Source organism: Alkanindiges illinoisensis (assembly GCF_004377485.1).
GTDB lineage: Bacteria > Pseudomonadota > Gammaproteobacteria > Pseudomonadales > Moraxellaceae > Alkanindiges > Alkanindiges illinoisensis_A.
This window is the reverse complement of sequence record NZ_SNTY01000014.1, coordinates 229,643-253,268: the sequence shown is the minus strand read 5'-3', so window position 1 is coordinate 253,268 and position 23,626 is coordinate 229,643. Positions and strand designations below refer to the sequence as shown.

The following is a 23,626-nucleotide window of genomic DNA, read 5'->3' as shown; positions in this document are numbered from 1 at the left end:
GATGATTTGATTGGTAGTATACAACATCAGAAAGTTACCTTTGTTTGATTAAGATTCGACACCTTTATCTAAACGGGTAACTTTCTCTTTTTCAAGATCTTTGTCCGATCAGATCGGAACTAATACATATAAGCATCATACCAGCCATCTTTACCTGATAACTGCGCAATAATTTCCTTAAACTCAGTTTCATCATTACTGTGCCCATATCCCAATCTACCCTCCACTGTAAGTTGATCATAGGCAGGATCACTTTTATCTATAACTCCAATTTCCCTGACTTCGCTATTAATAATTATTCCATCTTGCTTAGGTAGTTGATTTAACTCTAGCAGGTATTCTCGCTGCCACGGCTGTGTAACCAAATGGCGCTTTCCATCCAGTCCAAACTCAAGATAAAGACTGTAATGACCTATTTTTAATTGTTTTACTAACAGTAATTCATTAATACCATCTTCTGAAATAAAGGCATAAAATAGCTTTTCAGTATTGGTCAGATTAACCTTGCTGTATTTGGTTGAAGGAAGCTCGGTAGATTTATCAGTTACCTGCTGCTCATCTAGAAACTGCTGTAGATAATTCAGCAATAATTTTCGGCGCTCAGCTTGAACCTCATCGCTCATATACCCTTCATGGTTAAGGGTAACAGCCGACTTACCCAACTTTTTCTTATAAAAATTTTCCAGATTCACAATTTCTTTGTTGGTTTTATTGCTTGCAACAGTCGTCAAAATTGAATATTGCATGTCCTGCATAGCATATTGATCGTGCTTCATTAAATGCTTTAATCGCTCATTTCCACCATGCCCTGTGATTGCATAGTCGCGCCAGCGTCCTAAAATCCCATTTACTCCATAGGCAGAGCCAACATAAAGTTGTCCTGTTTTATTATTTGAAATTAAATAGATCCCATTAACGGATAACATTTGATGCCATTCGCGGTTGGCTTCAGGATACTTAACCATGTCCTGTAATTGGTGATAAGTTAACAGAACTTGATCGTAATCCAGAAATTCTTCAATTTTTCCTTTTGCGCGTATCTCAATGACTGGCTTAGGATTATTATTTAGAGATTGTTGCCATGAGATTGCTGATTTTCCCCAGTCAATCACAATGCGTTGTTCCAACTCTTCAAATGAATTAACACGTTTTAATAGCGTATAACTTAACTGCTGAATATCCTCTTTTTTCATTAATTCCTGAATAAGCGTATGACTGGGTATATCAGCTGGCTGTGCAGCCCGATGTCCTTCTACTGCATATACCGCTTGAACAATTGTTCTGTTTTTATCTTTAATACAGGAAACCACATAATCACAGTTTAATAGATTCGGCTTTTGTAAGGCTTGATACTGTTCCAGAACTTCCCGATTCTCAGTGAAAACCTTAACAATCTCATTATCTTTACTACTGTGGCGTATAATCTTTATTGATTTGGAAATATCAATTCCAGCTAGGGGTAAAAGATCAATTAAATTCACTTTATCATTCCTACTATTAATATTTTTGAATAAGCCATTTTTCTCTATTTATCATTCTAATACCAGTGGGATGCGACAAAATTTGACGCAGCCCTTATTTTAAAAGAGCCAAATAATATAATTACTCTTCCTGCGTGGCTCGCAGTACTTCTTCTACCGTGGTTTTACCCTGCAAGACTTTCAGCAAGCCATCATGTCGAATGGAAGGCGCATAACTACGCGCATAGGCTTCCAGTTCATGCTCGGCGGCATTGCCATGAATCAGGCGACGCATGGCATCATCGACGGGTACCACTTCATAGATCGCAGTACGGCCATTAAAACCAAGCTGGTTGCATTGTTCACAGCCCTGCGCCACTGGAATTTTTAAGGGTTCAGTCAACTGCACCTGACTAAACAATTGCTGCTCGTAGCTGTCTGCTTCGCGCCATGTATGACAATGCTTGCAAAGCGTACGTACTAATCGCTGGGCAATCACGCCAATTAAGGAAGAAGAGAGCAAGAATGGCTCAATCCCCATGTCTTTCAAACGAGTTACTGCGCCAACTGCGGTATTGGTGTGTAGGGTGGAAAGCACCAAATGGCCTGTTAACGAGGCCTGCACGGCAATTTCAGCGGTTTCCAGATCGCGGATTTCACCCACCATCACCACATCCGGGTCTTGACGCAACATGGCACGCAAGGAACGGGCAAAGGTCATGTCGACCTTGGTATTGACCTGGGTCTGTCCAATGCCTTCAAGCTGGTACTCAATCGGGTCTTCGGCCGTTAAAATATTGCGGGTATTATCGTTTAGGTCAGTGAGTGCGGCATACAGGGTGGTGGTTTTACCAGAACCGGTCGGGCCAGTGACCAGAATAATGCCATGTGGACGGTGAATCAAATGCGTCAGGCGCTCATAGTCATCTTTCATCAGGCCCAGATGAGTCATGTTGAGGCGGCCTGCCTGCTTATCTAAAAGACGCATCACCACGCGCTCACCATGACTGGACGGCAAGGTTGACACTCGCACATCCACTTCCCGGCCCGCCAGACGCAATGAAATACGCCCATCCTGTGGAATGCGTTTTTCGGCAATGTCCAGTCGTGCCATGACTTTAATACGCGAGACCAGCAACGGTGCTAATTCCCGGCGCGGTTGTACAATTTCACGCAATTGTCCATCCACCCGCAAGCGTACCGAAAGGCGTTTTTCAAACGATTCAATATGAATATCGGACGCGCCCAGACGAATGGCTTCGCTCAGCAAGGCATTGATCAGACGGATAATCGGTGCATCATCTTCCTGATCCATCAGGTCTTCGGTTTCTGGTACCTGATCGGCAAGGCTTAACAAATCGGGGTGATCTTCCAGACCCGCTGCAACCTGTTGCGACTCTCCGGTATCACCCGCAAATGATGAAGCCAGCAGACGTGAAAATTCTTCGTCAGCCACGGTTTTATAAGAAGCAGTTGCACCCAGAAAGCGGCGGGCTTCGGTGAGTGCCGGTAGGGGCGCATTTTGCCGACGCACGATAATGGCCTGCTCACCGTCAAACTGGAGTAGCACACCATGACGTTTGGCATAACTGTAGGGAAGCTGAGCCTGACGAAGCAATTGCACGACAAATTCCATTTTTATTAACAGGAACAATGAGTGTACTCTAAGCATCTGGCTGATTAAAGCGCCACTATTCTTTTATTGTCCGATTTCTTCAGCTATCTTTTAACGCCTTTACCAAACCCGGATTTTTGCAATACAGGCCATGACTTTGATCCCTGATACGCTGCTACACCACGCCTCTCCTGAACATTCGCCGCTAGCACCGTGGTGGGGGCCATTGAGCTTTATGGTGGGGCAGTCCCGGGCATGGCGGCTGGGTTCGCTGTATGTGCGCATTAGTCGCAATATTAATGAATGGCAACTGGAGTATCACCGTCCACGCCATCAGAATGAAAACATGCAGGACTGGGAAATACTGGATATTGATACAGCCTTTAGCGAGCCAACCGTACTGGAACGCTATATGTTTGCGCATACTGGTGATTCGCTGTCGCTGTATCCTCGGCTGGCTGACCGTTCGGTGATTGTAAAACCCATTAATCCCATTTTTATTCCGGCAGGCCAGCAAGGGACGCTGTTTGTCAGTACCCCACTCTGGATGGCAGGTTTTGTTGGCGGCCAACGGGAACCGCTATTTGATATTGCCATTAACCGCCCCAAGGATTCCTGGTTTGGCCCGGATACCATTAAAGGCGAGTTGTGCTATGCCACACCAGTGGAAGGCCGTACTGACTTAAAGCAGTTAGTACCCCGTGCTTTTCGCGCAGTAACGCCTGTGCATTTCCACAATACCAGTAGCACGCTATTACAACTGGATCGCATGAACCTGCCTGTACAGGCTTTGCCCCTCTTTCACTGTAGTGATAGTGGCCGCATCTGGACGTCACAAATCCGGGTAGTACAAGACACACCCAACCGCCCCCCACGCATCCGGATTGAAAACCGTACACCGCCGCAGGCGGGTCAGGTGGCTTTTATTCAGCCGCCACGGATTGGTGAAGCTGGCCTGTTTCATATGTTTGACAGCTTTTTTTAGCATTAGCCTGTTTTATTATAGTTTTTGAATAGTGGACTTCGCACTGACCCTATTGTTGAACTTATTCCACCTTGGTCACTGGATTGAATGAATGGCGCTGGATATTACAGAACAACTCAAAAGTACCTTTACTGGCATGGTGAGCGGAATTAAAACCGATCGTCTGGAAGATATTCTGGTCGCTCTGGTAATGCTCACGCTCGGGTTTTTTGTGGCGCGCTTGATGAGCAATGCCTTTATCCGCACTATTGGCTTTCGCTTTAATGCCCATCAGCGGCTGGTCTGGCGCCGTGGAATTTTTTATTTCATTTTTATGCTGTTCCTGATTACCAGCCTGCGCGAAGCTGGGTTTAAGCTCAGTGTTTTTCTAGGCGCGGCAGGTATTTTAACCGTGGCATTTGGTTTTGCCTCACAAACTTCAGCGTCCAACCTGATTAGTGGGCTGTTCCTGATTGGTGAAGGTTCGTTTGAAGTGGGTGATCTGATTCAAATGACTCTGATTCGTGGCTATGTAATTGAAGGCGAAGTAATTTCCATTGACCTGCTATCCATTAAGTTGCGTACAGTGGACAATATTTTTATCCGGGTGCCCAATGAGCAATTGATTCGCACGCCGGTGCAAAACCTGTCACGTTTTCCAATCCGGCGCATTCCCATTACACTGGCGATTGCCTTTCAGGAAGACATGAGCAAGGTACGGCAGGTGCTCCTGAATCTGGCCAGCGAATATCCGCTGGTACTGGATGAACCCAAGCCACGCGTTACCGTCACTGCCTTTCGTGAATCCACCATTGAGCTGATGTTTGCAGTCTGGACCCGGCGCGAGAATTTTTTAACAGTGCGCGATGAAATTCAGGAAATGATCAAGGATGACTTTATCCGTAATCACATTGAGATCCCGGTGCCGAAAATTGATTTGCATCAGGGTTTGAGTGATCCGGATGGCATGATTTCGGCAGAGCATTTGCAAGGCCCTAATCTTAACGCCCAGTCTATGAATAACCCGCCACTTGGCCCCACCCCCCGACGCTAATGAGTCCAGGCGGCTATTTTTGATCAGGGATTCCCCGGTTGTTGCATGGTTTTGTATAAACGCCATGCGGCAACTGCCAGTACGCCGACCAGCAGAATTAGCCCTACCCACAAGCCATATTGCCGGGTGGACACCGGCTTCACGATTACAATGGTATTACCCAGATGCACCTTGCCCACGGGATTAAGCTTTTCAGGCAACCGTGGGGGCATACGGCTGCCTTGCGGGTTAGTCACCAGTTGGTAAGGTGCGGTGCCCTGTGCCAGAAAATACAGCACGGTTTCGGGGGCAAACACCTGCACTGGTACACGGGACAGATTCAGCGGTGCTTCAATTTGCACCCGCCATTCACATGCCATGACTGGCTGGTTAAACTCAATCTGGTTTACGCGATTTTCGGTACTGTTACCCTGTTTGTTCCGATACAGCTCAGCCTGTCCTACTTGCTGCCAAACCTCACGACCCTGCTGTGGCAATTTGGCCAGTACCGTTACCTGCCATAGCTGATTGGCAGGTACATCAAACTGCATTTTCTGAATAGCAATCGAATACGGCAACCGAAGCTGCCATTGTGGTGATGATTCATGGAGTGAAGGTTCGCTGGTTTTTTGAAACTGGAATTCCTGCTGTTGCCACGCTGGCATGGCAGGAAAGCTGGCCTGAAGCTGCACCTGCTGTAGCGCCAGCGGCTGGTCAAAACGCAACCGCCAGAATTGATAATATTGCCGGATGTCGACCCGCTGCTGCATGAGTTTTTGACCTTTGGCATCGTGCGTTTGTAGCACCTGTCCCAAGCCAGCAAATTGCCAGTCCACCAGATTATCGCTGCCCTCTACCTGCACCTGACTGGAAAAATCATTACTGTTCCAGCTCAATAGCAGTGCTTCGGCGCGCATCTGACCAGCAGGCTGCTCTGGCAATGGCGGTGCAGCCAGTAGCCAGCTTTGATCTATACCAGCTTGAATCAGACTCAAATCCGGCTGGCCCGGCCAGGTCACCACAGCCTGCTGCTCACCTTGCTTTAACTGAAGCTGAAGCTGATTCAAAGCCGCAGGATTATTAAATACTGCTTGTGCCGGCCAACGATATACCTGTAAGGGAAAGGTGGTTTTTTTGGGCTTGAGCACAGGTTGCATGATGCGCATAGGCATGACCTGCCGGTTGGCATCCACTACCGATAACTGCCGGGGCTGTTCAAGATAGGCAGCAATATTGGCCAAATTCAGCTCAAGCTGCTGCACACCTTGCAGGTTTTTTTCAACAATTGGTGTGCTGAGCTGGCTCGTTGCCGCATGGGCAGTGATCAGCCAGCTCCAGAGGCCAGCAGTAATAAACAGTTTGAAAGTCATATCTGGCCCCTATTCCCTGGAATCGGGTGAAGATGGTGGAGTTTCTGCTATTTTTACAGGCGGTAAAGGCGCAATATAACCAATCAGCAGCATCATCAAGCCTGCGCCAATAAAAGACACAATGCGTGCAATGGCTGCCACATTGGATAAATCCACCAGCAATAGCTTGATTAGCACTACGGCCAGCAAGGCAATGCCTGCCAGCCATACCTGCCGCCAGCCATAGCGACTGGCCAAGCCTGTTAGTATCAGGGCACATAAGGTCCAGATAATGGTGAGGCTGGTTTGCACCAGATCAACCTGCCATGCGCCATTTTCCCATAGTGGTGTACCTGCCCATTGGTGCAAGGTGCGGATAATCAGGCTGGTCAAGCTAAAAAATGCAGCAATACCTAATCCAGCCTGTGCCAGTTTTACCAATGCTGGTGGCAAATCCATCATTAAGCGGTAAATCACCAAACCAGCACCAATCAGGCAGATGTCCAGCACATTCAGTATAGGTACATACGGTAAACCGCCAATTTGCCCACTGGACAGCCAACTGGCAGCCATCATCCAGCCAAACAGCGCCACACTCACTGGAATACTTAAATCATGCAGCAGCGTGTGGCGCTGAATGAGCAACAATGGTTTTTTAACCAGTAACACTGTTGCCATGAATCCCAGTGGCAAAATGATCATGGCAACCATCGGCTGTTTGATCCAGTAAACTTGTAACAGTACGCTGCTATAAATCAATAAGCCCAGTGCCCAGATGGCCTGCTCAACACGGCTAGACAGGTCATGCTGCTGGGTAGAAGACACGGGTTGTTGCAGGGTATTGGCGTAGACTGCCTGTCGGGAAAGTCGCTGAATGGCCAACACACCAAACACTGTATAGCCAAGCATGGTTAGTACAAGCAGGGGTCGATGGGTAAACAGATGCCCATAATCAAGCCAGATACCAGCAGCATGCAGGGTGAGTGCAGCCAGAATCAGCCGGATTAACAAGCTAAGCTGCGGCCAGTAAAAACGCCAGCTGGCCAGCATTGCCAAAAATATAAATATTAGTGGATACAAACTAAATTGCAACTGGTGCAAGGGCCAGTAAACCTGATGACCCATGCTCCATTGTTCCAGCTCATGCAGCATGACCTGACTGGCTGCAAATGCCCATACCAGTATTAAAAAGGCAGGTTGAAAGAGAGTTAATGACAGATTTACCCCTGACAGGGCCTGATAATTCTGCTTACGCACCAGCAAGGCACAAATAAACAGGCACACGCTATACACCACCAGTGGCAACAGCAGTTCCTCGCCATCAAACGACAGCCACAGCAGCGCCAGTGTGCTTAAGGCTTCCAGCAACACGCCAAAGCGGATTGACCAGATGCGGTTTTGCCGCTTGCCCAGCCACACCAGTGCAGCTCCCTGAACCGACCAGCCCACTGCGGTCCACTGCGCATCTAATGCCAATGGAATTACCAGTGCCATAAAGCCAATGCCCAGCGCCAATACGCCTTCGGTCAACAGCACCAGTTTCCGGTTCTGGTAAAACAGCTTGTAACCCAATGCCAGATACAGCCCCGACAGCACCGCGCTACTTAGCGCCAGTGCATAGGGAATGTCATGCAGCAGGCCATCTTGCAGGGCAAAACCCATCAGTGGCACGCCAAACAGCAGGCTGCTATCGACCGGGGCAATACGCACCGATTCATTAGCTGGCACGGTTGCCAGTTGCTGGCTATAACGCACCACAATAAATAAATACAGTGCCAGATGCGCCAGCAGCAAGCCTTCCAGTGGCCAGCGCATGCTGTCGTCATAGCTGTTCCAGCCCAGATAGCCCGCCATGCCAAAGGTCATGCCTGCCCCCAGCACGTTTAACACCTTCCAGGTTTTATAATGCGCCATCCAGGCCAGTGCCAGATTCAGGATTAAATAATAGCTAAACAGTCCTACCAGATTATTGCTTCCGGTTGAGGTCAATAGCGGCGCTAGAAACCCCCCGCCAAAGGCCAGCAAGGCTAAGGGCAAGGCATTTTGCATCAGTGCCAGTGCCGCACTAACAATTGCCAGAATTGCCAACAGGCCAAACGTCAAACTGGCCGGTAATACTTCATACAGGCGAAACGCGGCAAACAGGGTAAAGTACACAATGGCTAGGCCAGCGCCCTGAATGCTAATAGCATAGCTGCGCCGGTTTTGCCGTAGCTTTAGGCCAATCAACGTGAGTGCAACGCCACCAATCGCCACTGCACCGAGCCGCACTTCAATCGGAATAGTCAGCAGGTCATTGGCCAGCCTCAGCAGTAAAACTACGCCAACCAGCAGCACAATCACCCCAATTCGTACAATGGCATTACCGCCTTTAAACCATTGCATAAAGGAATGCCAAATGGACGTCACCACACTCAGGGATTGTTCATCCGGTTCCAGCAACTGTGGGCGTGCAGGTGAAGTGGCTTGCGGCCATGCAGCTTTGGCAGGATGTGCAGTTTGCCCTTTTGGCTCTGATGGCGCTGAATTTATTAAATCCTCGTCAATGGAACTGGCTTGTGATGTAACAGTAGCTTCAACAGGCACCTGACTTTCCAGTGAATGTGCTGTGACGGGGATGTCATCGGGTATTGATGGTTGATGAGTGGAAACTTGCTGGCTAGAATCTGCTTGAGCCGATGCAGCTATAGTTTGCCGAGAAGCCTGTTGATAGTTTTGCGACTGCTGAATGGTAGTTTTTAACAGTTGCTCCAGTCGGCTAACGTCCTGTTCCAGTTGACGCTGGGTTCTTAGGCTGGTCACCAGTGCCACAATAGCCAAGGCCAGTGGCAGTAAAAACACCAGAATGGCCCAAAACGACAAATGAAACATCGAACATTATCCTTGTTTTACTTATTTTTCATCGTACCGCAAAGCAATAGATTAAAAATTTAGTTTATGTAAAGGCTAAATGAAGCAAATGGCAAAATTCTCACTCGTCATGCTATTTTTTTAGCGACTAACTACTGCTTTAATCCACATCTTTATTGGTTTAAACCCCGGCCATAAATTACTGATAAAAGCCATATTCAACACGGTAACAGGCATGAAATCCGGGTTGAAATTTGCAGTTTTTGCTCCATATTAATAGCCACATTCAAGATTTTAATCCTGCTTTTCTATAGGCGGTTTTTTGCCGGATTGCGCCTGAATTTCTGGCATTAGTACTGTGCTACATCGTTAAAAACAGTGTTCTTTGCCAGTACGTCTCCACGCTGATGTAGCACTGGTATCGCACTTATTTTCAGGTTTTTTCATGTTATTCTGCTTAGGTCCGGCTGGAACACAACCAATGTGGTGATGCGCATCCTGCCCGCCAGAATTTAATTCTACTTTTTAAAAAATGGTTACTTTACATGATGAAAGATGACATGCCCCCTTTTGTACTGGTTGATGGTTCGTATTACCTGTTTCGGGCATTTCATGCATTGCCACCGTTAACCACCTCCACCGGACTTACCACCAATGCCGTGCGCGGTGCATTGTCTGCCCTGCAAAAACTGATGCGCCGCCTGCAACCCACGCACATGGCCGTGGTGTTTGATACCCCAGAACCGACGTTTCGCCATAAACTGTCCAGTACTTACAAGGGTAACCGCCCGCCGATGCCCTCTGAGCTGGCAGAACAAATTCCCTATTTGCATGCGGTGATCCGTGCACTGGGCATTCCCCTGCTCACCCTGCCCGGCGTTGAAGCCGACGACCTGATGGGAACCCTAACCAAGCGCGCCTGTGAACAAGGTCACCACGTGCTGATTTCTACGGGCGACAAGGACATGGCGCAGCTGGTGAATGATTGTGTGAATCTGGAAGACAGCTTTCGCGACCGCGTGCTAGATACGCAGGGCGTGTTTGAGAAATTTGGCGTCTGGCCACAGCAAATTGTGGATTATCTGACCCTGATGGGCGATGCCTCTGATGGCATTCAGGGCATTCCCGGTGTGGGCACCAAAACTGCAGCCAAGCTGTTGCAGGAATATCAGAATATTGATGGCATCCTGCAAAATCTGGACAACATCAAAGGCAAGCTTGGCCAGAATATCCGTGACCATCAGGACAGCATTCCACTGAATCACCAGCTCGCCACCATTATTTGTGACCTGCCGGTTGGACTGGACTGGAGTGAATTGAAGCTAGGCAATCCGAATGTTGAGGAGCTGCGCCGTTTGTATACCGAGCTGGAATTTAGAAGCCAGCTACAGTCGCTGGAGCATCCGAATAATCCGGACCGGATGGCAATCCAGACTGAACAGCGCCAGCAACAGGCCAGCCAGACTTTTGAAAGCCAGTCAGAAAGCAGCAGCAGTGATGACAAGCTGGGTACGGCACACTATCACACCATTTTAACGCAAGCCCAGTTTGATGACTTTTTTGCCTGGCTGCAAAATGCTGATCATTTTGTCATTGATACCGAAACCACCAGTCTGGATTATCGCAAGGCACAAATTGTTGGCCTTTCATTTGCCTTTGACGCACAGGATGCGTTTTATATTCCACTGGCGCATGATTATCTGGATGCGCCCGAACAGTTAAATCGCGAAACCATTCTGGCTCAGCTTAAGCCCTATTTTGAAAATGCAGCCATTGGCAAGATTGGCCATCATTTAAAATATGACGCGCATGTGTTTAAAAATCACGGCATTAATTTAACAGGTTGGGTGTTTGACACCATGCTGGCCTCTTATGTGCTTAATCCAACAGCAACCCGGCATGGCATGGATGATGTGGCGCGCCTGTACTTAAGCCACATGACCATCACCTTTGAAGATGTGGCTGGCAAGGGTGTCAAGCAGCTCACCTTTAATCAGGTACCTTTAGAACAGGCTGCACCGTATGCCTGTGAAGATGCCCATGTGACTTACCGCTTGTATGAAGTGTTTCGCCGAAAGCTGAAGGAAGACCCGGCACTGGAACAATTGCTGCTCAAGCTGGAACTGCCGGTGGCGCAAATTTTAACCCACATGGAACGCTGTGGTATCAAGCTGGATACCGAATTTCTGGCCAAGCTGGGCGATGAATTTTCTGGACAAATTGACACCCTGGAACAGCAGGTTATTGAAATGGCAGGCCAGCCTTTTAATGTGTCCTCGCCCAAGCAGCTTGGTGAAATCCTGTTTGAAAAGATTGGGATTGCTGGCGGTAAGAAAACTGCGAGCGGCCAGTATGCCACGGGTGAAGCCGTGCTTGAAAAAATTGATCACCCGATTGCGGCCACAGTGCTGGAACACCGCAGCCTGTGCAAGCTAAAAAGCACCTATACCGATCGCCTGATTGCACAAGCCGATCCGGGTACTAACCGGGTACACACCAGCTATCATCAGGCGGTCACAGCCACTGGGCGTTTGTCCTCGACGGATCCTAACCTGCAAAACATTCCCATTCGCGGGCAAACCGGGCGGCAAATCCGCAAGGCCTTTATTGCACCACAAGGCCGTGTACTGCTGGCAGCGGATTATTCCCAAATTGAACTACGCCTGATGGCTCATTTTTCACAGGATGAAGCCTTGCTGCGTGCTTTCCAGCAAGGGCTGGACATTCACCAGGCCACTGCTGCCGAGGTACTGGGCATTGCCCTCGAAGACGTAACCAATGACCAGCGCCGCCAGGCCAAAACCATTAACTTTGGTCTGCTCTATGGCATGTCGTCGTTTGGCTTGTCCAAGCAGCTCAAGCTATCGCGGCAGGAATCACAATCTTACATTAACCAGTATTTTGCCCGTTATCCGGGTGTCTATGAATACATGCAACGCACCCGCAAGCTAGCGTCTGAACAGGGCTTTGTAGAAACCCTGATGGGTCGCCGCCTATATACCCCGGATGTCAACGCCCGCAATGCCATGGTACGTCAGGCCGCAGAACGCGCTGCTATTAATGCGCCACTACAAGGCTCGGCTGCCGATATCATCAAAAAAGCCATGATTGCGGTTGACCGTATTTTGCCCAAGGATCAAGCCATGTTACTGCTACAGGTGCATGATGAACTGGTGTTTGAGGTGGATGACGCCATTGCCGATACGTTAGCCCCTGAACTGGCGCAAGTCATGCAGGATGTGGTGCAAATTGATGTGCCGTTGCTGGTGGAAGTGGGCAAAGGCTGCAATTGGGAAGATGCGCATGGCTAAAAGAACATTAGCCTGAAACCCCTAGCCTAGAACCGTGGCCTTCATCATAAAAGGCCTTAAAGCAAAAACCGCTGCTCAGATGATGACAGCGGTTTTTTGTTTAACCTGTGAATATAAATTTTTAATTAATAGCCTACGGAAGCAATTAATACCATGGCTGCCTGCGCCATGAGCTGCTCGGCAATATAAATCGCCAGCAAAGCCACAATGGGTGAAAAGTCCAGCGGGCCAGTATTGGGCAAAATCCGGCGAAACGGCGCCAGCAAGGGTTCGGCCAGTTGCCACACCACATCAATAAATGGCGAGCGTGCATTGGTAAATACCGTCACCCAGCTTAAAATAATGGAACCAAAAATAATGTAGCGGCAAAAACGCAGTAAGCCCTGAATCAGCGATAAAAAAGTCGCCACTAACAGCTCGGCAGGTAATGGTGCTGGCAATCCATTCAAATACGCATTGCCCATCAAATCCAGCAGCTTGAGCAAAATCAGCAACACCAGCGCAGCCAGATTCAGGCGGCCATTGGCAACTGTGGGCAAAATCCGGCTAAACATATCCACCACTGGTGTGGCTTTAACAGTGGCCTGAACCACCGGATTAAAATAATCCACCGCCGCCAGTTGCATGATAAAACGTAAAAAAATCAACAGTGTTGCAATGTTAATCACAAGATTAAACAAAACCGAAGAAAGTGGTTCCATGCATTCGTTCCAGATTTAAATTTAACTAACGCGTCTTGACCCAGTGTAGCCTTGATGCAACACAATCTTTACCGCCACATTACCATGGTACTACTTTGATGCCAGTGCAATGGCTAATTCTGCACTGCGTGTGGCAGCAGCCTGCAAGGCCTGTTGAATATGCACATTCACGTGAGCAGTATCCATGGTTTCAATAGCTGCCTGGGTAGTGCCGTTGGGTGAAGTCACATTTTTACGCAACTGGTCTGGCGCATGCGGACTGCTCACCGCCATTTTGGCTGCCCCCAGTGCCGTTTGCAGGGTAAGCGCCCTGGCTTGTGCTTCCGTTAAGCCCAGATCCTGCCCGGCCTGAATCATGGCTTCCATCAGATAAAAAAAGTAAGCTGGGCCTGAACCAGAAACAGCAGTCACGGCATCCAGTTGCTGCTCTTGCTCCACCCACAATACCAGACCGGCGGCCTGTAATATGTTGGTGGCCAGTGTACGGTCTGCCGTATCTACCGCCGTTGTAGCATACAGTCCTGTTGCGCCGGTTTGAATCAGCGCCGGTGTATTGGGCATGGCACGCACAATGCGTGGATAGTCACCCAGCAGGCGTGACAAGGTAGAAATAGTAACACCCGCTGCAATTGAAATAATTAACTGATTCTTAAATTGTTCACGCAATGGCATCAGTACTTCTGCCATTACCTGTGGCTTGACTGCCAGAATCACCACCGCAGCATCCGTGATGGCCTGCTGGTTATCTGTAGTGACCTGTACGCCAAGCTGGCGCAAGGTCGCATGCAGCGCTTCTACCGGCTCTGACACAATAATATCAGCGGGATTGAATTGCTGGGCCAGCAAACCGCCAATCAGTGCCTGTGCCATATTGCCACCACCAATGAAGGCAATTTTACCTTCGGAACGAATTGGGCTTTCTGTTGTAGTTGTAGCTGTTGCTGTTGCTGTTGCTGTTGAATCTGTCGTAAGGTGCATGGTGAACTCTGTTGTACTCAATAACTAAAATTAATTTAAGACTGCACAAAGCTGGTTAATCATCCAGCTCATGTCCCAGTCTTTTTTAGGCCGTTCGCCCATTCGCAACACCACCAGATCATGGTGGGGATGAATAAACAAGCACTGACCACGCAAGCCTTCAAGGTAAAATAGCGCATCATCATGAAATGCCGTAGTGGCATGGGTGGCCTCAAACCACGGAATACCACGGATCAGGCCATAATCATGGGCTTTGAGCCATAACTGGTAGCCGTAATCGGCGCGGCCATCCATCACGCCACGTGCAGGCGTATTGCGTGGAATCTGCATTTGTTCCAGCCACTGCGCAGACACAATTTGCTGCCCCTGAAAGCTGCCGCGATTCACAAATAACTGGCCCACGCGCAACCAGTCCTCTGGCTGTGCAAAAAAAGCCCCAAAGGTTCTGGCCTGACCGTGCGGCTTATCTAACCATAAAAAACCTGAGTGACAGTGTAATGGCTGCCACAAATACTTGCTGAGAAATTGTGCAGCCGTTAAGCCTGAGGCACGCTGTAAAATAATGCCCAATAGCTGGGTATTGTAATTATTATATTCAAAATATTGTCCCGGTGGCGCAACCGAAGGCAAGGCCAGCGCCGTGCGCTCGATCTCATTGCCCAGATACAATGGAATCACTGGCAGCACCCAGGTTCTGGCGTCCAGCTTGACATCACTCTTAAGCCCCGACTGCATGCTGAGCAAATGTTCAATGGTAATGTCACGGCGCGCATCATGTTGCCATTCTGGTAAAAACTCAGCTGCTTTTACATGAACGCCTGCAATCAACCCCTGATCAATGGCAATTCCAATTAATAATGCCACTAGTGTCTTGAGCATGGACATCGAATTAAACTGATAATGCGGCTTAAACTGATGATAAAACTGATGTACCAGTTGCCCTTTCCACAATACCAAAAAGGCACGGGTCTGATGATTTAATAAATACTGGTCAATGTTTTGCCAGTCTTGTGTAGATAGCGGAAACTGCTCAGTTAACGGTAAGAATGCCGGCTGTCCTGCCGGGTTACCCAGTACCGTTTCGCGCGGTTGATACCAGTTGCTTTGGGTAATGGGCTGAATGCGCTGCGAACCCAATACCCGCTGTGCATACTGTACCTGATTGCTTAAATACGGCATAAATCCCTTTGCCTGCCTGTTGGTTTGATTGGTATTGTCTTTCATGTATGGGCGCATCCTTTTTTAAAATCATGTTTTAGCGTTATGTTTGAAAGCTATGTCCAAAAGCCAGGTCTGAAAATTATGCTGGAAAAGCAGGGTTAGGGACTAACACAGGTAACCAGCCGTCCTTAACCAGAGTTTGCTGCTGATTGACCCAAAAGCCCTGCGTTGTTAATGCACCCAAAAGTTGATCTTGCATATAACACAGCTGCACCTGCTCACGTTGCCATGGCGGAATTCTGGCTTCCTGCAAGCATTTTTTTAGCGGCCAGTGACCAGCCCTTCCCTGCACATGCATGACCTCACCGCCACGACGGGCCTGCAATAAAAATGGCTGCTCCATGTATTGGGCCGGAAAACCAAGTTCCTGTTGCTGCCACTGCCACTGGCCTGTGGGTAATTCAAGTACTTGTCCACAGGGCCATAGCACCTGTAAATCCTGTGCTTTTGGCAATTGCTGTGGCAGGCGATACAGTTGATGCTGGTAACGCCGGAATTGCCAGCCCTGCCATACCACCTTCGGGCTTGCATCCTGCCGCGCATTGAGCAGGGTTTGCCGAACCTCTTCAACCAGATGAAAGGCTGGTGCATATTGCTCAGCGCCCTGCATCCAGCGTAATAGTAACAAGCGCTGTCGGGGCTGACTTAACCGTTCAAGGGCATGGATATCCAGTACATTGTGGTCACCACACTGTAACCAGTCCTGCATCTGGACGTCCTGTAAAATCTCCTGACTATCCTGCATCAGCAAAGCCGTGCGGTTCAGCGTGCTATCTAGGGCAGGCCAGCGCCTTTTAAGTAATGGCCAAACCTGCTGACGCAAAAACACCCGGTCAAAATTGTCCTGAGCATTCGCCGGATCATCAATATAGTCCGGGCAAATTAATGCTGCCAGCTCGGTAATCTGCTGACGCGAACAATCCAGCAATGGCCGCCATAACCCTACGTTTTGTCCGGACTCAAGCTGGCGCTGCTCGCGTGTTTTCATGGCCGACAAGCCTTTTACCCCGCTGCCGGACAACATGCGCAAAAACAGGGTTTCAGCCTGATCCTGCTGGTGATGGCCCAGCACCAGAATTTCATTATTTTGCAGCAGACTAAACAAGGCATGATAACGCACTTTGCGGGCTTCGGCCTCAAGGTTACCAGCCGCCACCTCAACAGGCTGAATGACACAGGGAAGCTGCCATTGCTGGCATTGCGCCGCCAGCCAGTTGGCCCACTGGCTAGAAGGGGCCTGCAATTGATGATTGATATGGGCAACACGAACCCGGCCTGGACACAGCAAATGCAGTGCGCAAGCCAGACTCAGGGAGTCGCGGCCACCACTGCATGCCACCAGAAATTGCTGTTGTGGCGCAAACTGGTTTAGTTGCTGCTGGAGCTGTTTTGTAACTGGCTGCTGCCAAAACGCATCAGACGTTGATAGCGTGCCTGGCATCGCGCTTCACTCTCCATTAATAACAGTTCATCCAGCGAATCACGCAATACCTGATGCAAGCGCTCCATCACCACCAGTGGCTGTAAATGCGCGCCCTCGCCCTCATCAATGACATGCTCCACAATACCCAGACTGTATAAACGATCTGCAGTAATGGCCATGGCTTCACTGGCCTGAGCTGCCTTTTCATTGGTTTTCCACAAAATGGCCGCACAGCCTTCGGGTGAAATTACCGAATAAATACTGTGTGACAGCATGATTACCCGGTCGGCCACCCCAATTGCCACGGCGCCACCAGAACCACCCTCGCCAATCACTGTGGCAATTACCGGAACTTTCAGGCGGGACAATGCCGCCAGATTACGTGCAATTGCTTCGGCCTGTCCGCGCTCCTCGGCACCTACACCGGGATAAGCACCCATGGTATCAATAAAGGTAAAAACCGGCAGGCCGTAATGCTCGGCCATTTCAAACAGGCGCAGTGATTTGCGATAACCCTCCGGATTGCACATGCCAAAATTGTGTTGCAGGCGCTCGCGGGTACTCCGGCCCTTATGCTGTCCCAGTACCATTACCGGCTGACCATCAAAACGGGCCAAGCCGCCAATCATGGCACCATCGTCACCGTACAGGCGGTCACCATGCAGCGGATCAAACTCACTAAACAGCTCACTGACATAATCCAGAAACTGTGGCCGTTCAGGATGCCTTGCAATTTGCACTGTTTTCCAGGCAGCAAGCACATTGGGTTCCGCTTTTATCAATTTATTCTGCCTCCTGCCCCGGTGTATGAAGTGGCGATGTATGAAGTGTCAGGGCTGTATTCAGGATTTCCAGATGAATCCCCCAATGCGCAAATTGTTGCTGTTCTTCCTGCAAATCGCTGAGGAACAACAAATTGGCTTGGCCGTGGTCATTAATGCCCAGTTGCCAGGTGTGGCTGTCTTTAACACTAAGCTGCACTTCCGGCACCTGCTGGTCACTGCGGCTATGGTGCAACAAAACAGCCAGACGCAATAACAGACACAAATGTAATAGTGGCAAGCCACCACTTTTCAGTACCTGTTCCTGTTGGTCAGCCTTGAGCTTGCGGCGATGATTTGCTACCAGCAGGGCCAAACGGCTCTGATCTACCTGTGAAAATCCCGGAATATCCGAATGCTGTAGCAGATAGGCGCCATGACGATGATAGCCACCATGACTGATTGCCAGGCCAACTTCATGGAGATATGCGGCACGGCGTAACAAATCAGCACTGTCGGCATCCAGTTGCAAGGCAGGAGCAACCTGTTCAAATAAATGCCGTGCGGTATTCACTACACGCTCGGCTTGGCGCTGATCAGCATGATAGCGCGCCATCATGGCCTGCACACTGCGATCCCGGATGTCCTCGTGGCGGAAGCGGCCCAGCAGGTCGTACATTACGCCTTCACGCAGTGCCCCATCGGAATAGGCCATTTTATCCAGCTTCAGCACATCAAAAATAGCCCATAAAATTGCCAGGCCAGCGGGCAATACGGCACGGCGGTCGTCGCGCAGTCCCTCAAAATCTATTTGTTTAATGTCACTGACCTTTAGCAGGCGGTCTTTAAGCACCTGCAAGCCTTCATATAGAATATTTTCCTGCGCATCGCTCAGGCCAAGGCTCACCAGCACCTGACGGCAGGCCTTGATTGTGCCACTGGAACCCACCACCGTATCCCAGCCAGTAGCCTGATAGGTGCTGGCAATTGCCCGGATTTCCTTTTTGGCTGCGGCCACTGCCCGCTCAAAGGCCTTGGGACTAATACTGCCATCAGCAAAAAAAGCCTTGGTATAGGCCACACAACCCATTTGCAGCGATTCGGTATGAATCGGTTCAAAGTCCTCACCAATAATAAACTCGGTAGAACCGCCCCCAATATCCACCACCAGACGGCGTCCGCCATTGGCCATGGTATGTGACACCCCCAGATAAATCAGCCGGGCTTCTTCACGGCCTGCAATGATTTCAATAGGCTTTGGCAAAATCTCGGCAGCGCGCTGCATAAATTCCTGTGAATTCTCTGCCTGCCGTAGGGCATTGGTGGCCACAATTCTAAGCCGGTTGGGCGTTACCGCGCCAAGACGTCCCACAAAGCGACTCAAGCACTCCAGACCCCGCTGCTGGGCAGCTTCATTCAGATGGTTATTTTCATCAAGCCCTGCCGCCAGCTGGACTTTCTCCGACATGGACGCCACTTTGCGTACTTCGCCATGATCCAGACGGGCAATCGCCAGATGGAAACTGTTTGAGCCCATATCAATGGCTGCCAGTAACTCTTCTTCTGCTAGAAAATCAGACATGTTGATTTATTTACTCCACCCTAAGCCCATACAGGGTAAAGCACCCTTTTAGGAAAGAAAAGCCAGTATTGGCAATATGTGAAACCAGTTTATCGCATATCCAGCTTCTGACAGCATCAATACTCAAAAAACAATTGATTGCCTAAAACGATACACAAAATCGAAAGCATCCATTGGACAAAACTAACAATGTCACTGACAATAAGCAAACCTTAGCGGTATCATGCGCTTAATGATGTACATCATAATCTGTAGCATGATCCATTATATCACCGGAGTAAAATTATGACTGGTATCGTCAATACAACTGACCAAGATTTTAAAGCAGACGTGTTAGAGTCTGATGTGCCTGTACTGGTAGACTTCTGGGCTGGCTGGTGTGCGCCTTGTAAAGCCATTGCTCCTGTACTGGAAGATTTAGCCAACGAATATGCTGGCAAGCTGAAGATTGTTAAAGTTGACGTCACCTCCTGTGAAGACACAGCGGTTCAATACAACATCCGCAACATTCCTGCCCTGCTGATTTTCAAAGATGGCCAGGCCGTTGCCCAGCAAGTCGGTGCACAGCCCCGCTCCAAACTGGCTGCATTCATCGACCAGAATATCTAAGCCCAGATTGTTGCTTCTACCGAAACAATGATGCTTTACCGTCCCTGACCCTGTTCACGGACGGTATTTTCTCACGATGTCTGCTTAATACGTTCCCCATCAATTTATTTCTAGTATTTTAATTTCTGCATTCAATCAAAACTTTGCTCAAGCCAAATTCTTACGCCCTATTTGATCTTGATTTTATTGCCAATATTGCTTAGCCAGCTGACCAAGCGCTCAAGCCAGGCAAAAAGTCTAATGCGTTTTGACAAGTTGACATTGAACAAATATTGACAAATACAGGATCAGGGTTTTATAGTGTCATGAAGATTAAGGCAAGTCACTTGCCGCTTGAATGATGGAATCATTTTTATCATTCGGAGAATAGCCGTTCGGCACCTGAAATTGTCTTTCGACTTTTCGCTTTCGTTATCTACTGGTGGTTTTTAACTTGCTCAGCATAAAGCAGGTAAAAATGCATTTTTGTACATCCTTATCTTACCGAGGCGCACCCTTGCAATCTGTTGCTGCGTTTGTATCCCCTATTTTTATCCACATCTGAACCTCTATGAATCTTACTGAACTGAAGAAAAAACCAATTGGTGAACTCATTCAAATTGCCGAGTTCATGGGTCTTGAAGGCATGGCGCGTAATCGCAAGCAAGACATTATTTTTGCGATTCTCAAACGACATGCCATGAATGGTGAAGAAATTTTTGGTGATGGCGTTCTGGAGATTTTATCAGACGGTTTTGGATTTTTGCGCTCGGCAGCAGGGTCTTACCTGGCTGGCCCGGACGATATCTACGTAAGTCCTTCGCAAATCCGCCGTTTTAACCTGCGCACGGGCGATACCATTACTGGCACCATTCGTCCGCCCAAAGAAGGTGAACGCTATTTTGCCCTGCTCAAAGTTAATCAGATTAATTATGATACGCCGGAAAATTCGCGCAACAAGATTCTATTTGAAAACCTGACGCCATTGTTCCCAACCGAACAAATGGTCATGGAGCTGGGCAATGGTACTACCGAGGATTTAACTTCTCGTGTGGTTGACCTGATTGCCCCGATTGGTAAAGGCCAGCGCTCTATTATTGTAGCACCACCTAAAGCCGGTAAAACCATGCTGCTGCAAAGCATTGCCCAATCAATTACCCGCAATAATCCGGAAGCTTTCCTGATTGTTTTGCTGATTGATGAACGTCCGGAAGAAGTGACCGAAATGGAACGCACCGTACGTGGCGAAGTGGTTGCTTCCACCTTTGATGAACCACCGGCGCGCCATATTCAGGTGGCTGAAATGGTGATTGAAAAAGCCAAGCGTCTGGTTGAGCACAAAAAGGATGTGGTCATTCTGCTGGATTCGATTACCCGTCTGGCCCGTGCCTACAATACTGTAATTCCATCCTCCGGCAAGGTACTGACCGGTGGCGTGGACGCCCATGCGCTGGAGCGCCCAAAACGCTTCTTTGGTGCAGCACGTAATATCGAAGAAGGCGGCAGCCTCACCATTATTGCCACCGCCTTGATTGATACGGGCAGCAAAATGGACGAAGTGATTTTTGAGGAATTCAAGGGAACAGGTAACCAGGAAATCAATCTGGATCGCCGTATTGCTGAAAAACGCGTCTTCCCGGCCATGAATATCAAGAAATCAGGCACCCGTCGTGAAGAGCGCCTGATGGATGAGGACAACCTGCGTAAAGTCTGGATTTTGCGTAAGTTATTGCATCCAATGGATGAACTGGCCGCCATTGAATTCCTGCTGGACCGTATGAAAGACTCCAAAACCAATGATGAGTTTTTTGATCAGATGAAGCGTAAGTCCTCAACCTAAGGATTGCTGCTTCCAAAAGCACTTTAATGCTTGCGTTAAAGTGCTTTTTTATTGACCTCATTGCGCTGAAAGTATCAAGTTGACTTATTCATTCATTTTTCAGGCAAATGCCTGATTGAAATGAACAGTGCTAACTTCAGGTTTTAACGCGCGATCCTCCTAACATGGTATGATGCTTTTTCCAGAATTAATGGCATAAAACGCTATTGCCTAATTCGGGTTTATTCATTTATTCACATGATTCCACACGTATGTCGCCTTTACTGTCATTGCACTCCCTACAGGAATTAAAACACAGCCGGCAATTCCAGGGCGTGCTACTGATAATACGCCTGTTACTGATTGCCACATTGGCTTGGCAGGTTTATAGCCAGCCCGATTTTTCTTCAGCATTTATTGACCAGAATATATACGCTGCTTTGGTAGCCTACGGCGTTTTAGCCAGTGTTCACTATCTGGCCATGCTGTTTCGTCCCACCAGCGCCCTGATTTTCTATCTGGGGATTGTACTAGACTACTGTTTTGCCTTAAGCCTGCTGTTTTTGCTGCCCAATCAGGCCAGTATTATTCTGATAATGGCAATGACTTTTGTGATTGCTGCATTTAGTGACCTGAAAATTTCATTTTTAACAGCCATGAATGCCAGCTATCTGTTAGCTGCCATGATTGCAGGTTTTTTTTATAACACTTTAACCAATAGCCAGTTACAACCTGTTCATTTAACAGGTTGCAGTATTTTTGCCTTGGGCTATTTGCACTGTTATAAGCATCATTTACAAAGTAGTGCCCGTGATCTAAAAAGTGCATTAAACAGTGGCATTCTAGAAAAAAAACAACTGGTTGATGCTTTAACCTATCTCTATCCTTATCATCAGCGTAACCAGATTCCATTAAGTTTACTGATGATTCGGGTGAAAGCAGGCTCACGTCATCAAAAAGAAGCCATACGGCAATTATTTACCAATTATAAAAATCGCTTGCGCAAATGTGATGTACTGGTACAACTGGACCGGCATCATCTGGCTGTGCTGTTATGTGATACCAGCGCAACACAGACTGGCCATGTGGTTAAGGCATTGGGTTTAGTCAAAGATGAAATGCAAATACAGCAGCCAGAATTTGGTATTCAATATGGCGTTTGCCCTGTGCCACTTGAACAGGAAATTGCACTTGAAGATATTTTAATGCAAATGATGAATGCATTGAAGGCTGCAGAACACCAGAATGCCAGTCGGCTTATCTTCATCAATGCAAAACAAAGTGATTAATTTTAATAAAAATAATCAAAAAGGGAGTAGTTTTTTCCAAAAACCAGTGCTAGGATTGCTGCACCATTTAATCTGACCCTTGCGCTGTGTCCTCACCGTAAGGCAACGGATAGCAATAAGCAAGAAACAGATTAATTTGTGGTTTTCGAAAACCTTATTTCTTTTGTGAGAGTGATGCCATGCAAATCAAAAAAATCGCAATCGCTGCTGCTATTGCTGCTTCTTTAGCTTTCGTTGGTTGTTCAAAAAAAGCTGACGAACACGCTGCTGAAGCCCAAGACTCTGCTGCTCAAGCTTCTGCTGCCGCTGCTGATGCTGCTACTGCTGCTACCGACGCTGCTGCTGCTACTACTGCCGACGCTACTGCTGACGCTACCGCTGCTGCTGCTGACGCTGCTAACAACGCTGCTGATGCCGCTAACGACGCTGCTAACGCTGCTGCTGACAGTGCTAACACTGCTGCTGCTCCAGCAACTACTGACGCTGCTGCTACTCCAGCTGCTACCGACGCTGCTGCTACTACTACAGCTCCAGCTGCTGCTCAGTAATAGTTACAGTTTCAAAAAAAGAGAGCTTTTTAGCTCTCTTTTTTATTATTTATTCATTCGCTTAGCTATCTTTTATTTGATTTTTAATCGCTTTATTTCTAAAAACTCGGCAATAAAAAAGCAGCCTTTAGCTG

17 protein-coding genes are annotated in these 23,626 nt (G+C 48.3%); 7 read left to right on the top strand and 10 right to left on the bottom strand.

The genetic code is table 11. The features are described from left to right. Positions 1-119 precede the first annotated feature (119 nt). Positions 120-1,481, bottom strand: a complete 1,362-nt coding sequence (locus E2B99_RS05060) for a GIY-YIG nuclease family protein (RefSeq protein WP_134243860.1) — start codon at positions 1,479-1,481, stop codon at positions 120-122. A gap of 121 nt (positions 1,482-1,602) precedes the next feature. Continuing rightward, complete coding sequence (gspE, locus tag E2B99_RS05055; protein WP_134243859.1) at positions 1,603-3,084, bottom strand: type II secretion system ATPase GspE; 1,482 nt, start codon at positions 3,082-3,084, stop codon at positions 1,603-1,605. Positions 3,085-3,226: 142 nt separating this feature from the next. Here gspE and E2B99_RS05050 point away from each other — a divergent pair, with 142 nt between their 5' ends. Both E2B99_RS05050 and E2B99_RS05045 read left to right on the top strand, forming a co-directional pair. Next, complete coding sequence (locus E2B99_RS05050) at positions 3,227-4,060, top strand: hypothetical protein (protein WP_240687734.1); 834 nt, start codon at positions 3,227-3,229, stop codon at positions 4,058-4,060. Between the two features lie 91 nt (positions 4,061-4,151). Continuing rightward, a complete protein-coding gene (locus E2B99_RS05045; RefSeq protein ID WP_134243858.1) occupies positions 4,152-5,093 on the top strand; it encodes a mechanosensitive ion channel family protein in 942 nt (313 codons plus the stop codon). Positions 5,094-5,116: 23 nt separating this feature from the next. Here E2B99_RS05045 and E2B99_RS05040 read toward each other — a convergent pair whose 3' ends face one another. Beyond that, positions 5,117-6,442: a DUF3999 family protein gene (locus E2B99_RS05040; protein WP_134243857.1), complete on the bottom strand. Its 1,326-nt coding sequence runs from the start codon at positions 6,440-6,442 to the stop codon at positions 5,117-5,119. 9 nt (positions 6,443-6,451) lie between these two features. Next, positions 6,452-9,292: a DUF2339 domain-containing protein gene (locus E2B99_RS05035; protein ID WP_134243856.1), complete on the bottom strand. Its 2,841-nt coding sequence runs from the start codon at positions 9,290-9,292 to the stop codon at positions 6,452-6,454. A gap of 539 nt (positions 9,293-9,831) precedes the next feature. On the opposite strand from E2B99_RS05035, the gene polA reads away from it, so the two are divergent. Then, a complete protein-coding gene (gene polA / locus E2B99_RS05030; RefSeq protein ID WP_134243878.1) occupies positions 9,832-12,582 on the top strand; it encodes a DNA polymerase I in 2,751 nt (916 codons plus the stop codon). A gap of 125 nt (positions 12,583-12,707) precedes the next feature. Here polA and E2B99_RS05025 read toward each other — a convergent pair whose 3' ends face one another. The 6 genes from E2B99_RS05025 to ppx all read right to left on the bottom strand — a co-directional run bounded on the left by E2B99_RS05025 (position 12,708) and on the right by ppx (position 19,248). Further along, on the bottom strand, positions 12,708-13,283 hold the full coding sequence (locus E2B99_RS05025) for a YggT family protein (RefSeq protein WP_134243855.1): 576 nt from the start codon (positions 13,281-13,283) through the stop codon (positions 12,708-12,710). A gap of 90 nt (positions 13,284-13,373) precedes the next feature. Then, positions 13,374-14,261 carry a pyrroline-5-carboxylate reductase gene (gene proC / locus E2B99_RS05020; RefSeq protein WP_134243854.1) on the bottom strand — a complete coding sequence of 296 codons (888 nt, stop codon included), beginning with the start codon at positions 14,259-14,261 and terminating at the stop codon, positions 13,374-13,376. 30 nt (positions 14,262-14,291) lie between these two features. After that, positions 14,292-15,485 carry a serine hydrolase domain-containing protein gene (locus E2B99_RS05015; protein ID WP_166738989.1) on the bottom strand — a complete coding sequence of 398 codons (1,194 nt, stop codon included), beginning with the start codon at positions 15,483-15,485 and terminating at the stop codon, positions 14,292-14,294. Positions 15,486-15,561: 76 nt separating this feature from the next. Beyond that, positions 15,562-16,923, bottom strand: a complete 1,362-nt coding sequence (gene tilS, locus E2B99_RS05010) for a tRNA lysidine(34) synthetase TilS (RefSeq protein WP_134243852.1) — start codon at positions 16,921-16,923, stop codon at positions 15,562-15,564. Next, positions 16,851-17,666, bottom strand: coding sequence for an acetyl-CoA carboxylase carboxyltransferase subunit alpha (locus tag E2B99_RS05005; protein WP_240687741.1), 816 nt, complete (start codon positions 17,664-17,666; stop codon positions 16,851-16,853). Before E2B99_RS05005 ends, tilS begins: the two co-directional genes overlap by 73 nt. Positions 17,667-17,688: 22 nt before the next feature. Then, a complete protein-coding gene (ppx, locus tag E2B99_RS05000; RefSeq protein WP_134243851.1) occupies positions 17,689-19,248 on the bottom strand; it encodes an exopolyphosphatase in 1,560 nt (519 codons plus the stop codon). A gap of 282 nt (positions 19,249-19,530) precedes the next feature. Between ppx and trxA the strand changes: the two genes are divergently transcribed. The 4 genes from trxA to E2B99_RS04980 all read left to right on the top strand — a co-directional run bounded on the left by trxA (position 19,531) and on the right by E2B99_RS04980 (position 23,492). After that, positions 19,531-19,857 carry a thioredoxin gene (gene trxA / locus E2B99_RS04995; protein WP_134243850.1) on the top strand — a complete coding sequence of 109 codons (327 nt, stop codon included), beginning with the start codon at positions 19,531-19,533 and terminating at the stop codon, positions 19,855-19,857. Positions 19,858-20,407: 550 nt separating this feature from the next. Beyond that, positions 20,408-21,676: a transcription termination factor Rho gene (rho, locus tag E2B99_RS04990; protein ID WP_134243849.1), complete on the top strand. Its 1,269-nt coding sequence runs from the start codon at positions 20,408-20,410 to the stop codon at positions 21,674-21,676. A 251-nt stretch (positions 21,677-21,927) separates the two neighbouring features. Continuing rightward, on the top strand, positions 21,928-22,944 hold the full coding sequence (locus E2B99_RS04985) for a hypothetical protein (RefSeq protein WP_134243848.1): 1,017 nt from the start codon (positions 21,928-21,930) through the stop codon (positions 22,942-22,944). Positions 22,945-23,123: 179 nt separating this feature from the next. Continuing rightward, complete coding sequence (locus E2B99_RS04980; RefSeq protein ID WP_134243847.1) at positions 23,124-23,492, top strand: hypothetical protein; 369 nt, start codon at positions 23,124-23,126, stop codon at positions 23,490-23,492. The last annotated feature ends 134 nt before the right edge of the window (positions 23,493-23,626 follow it).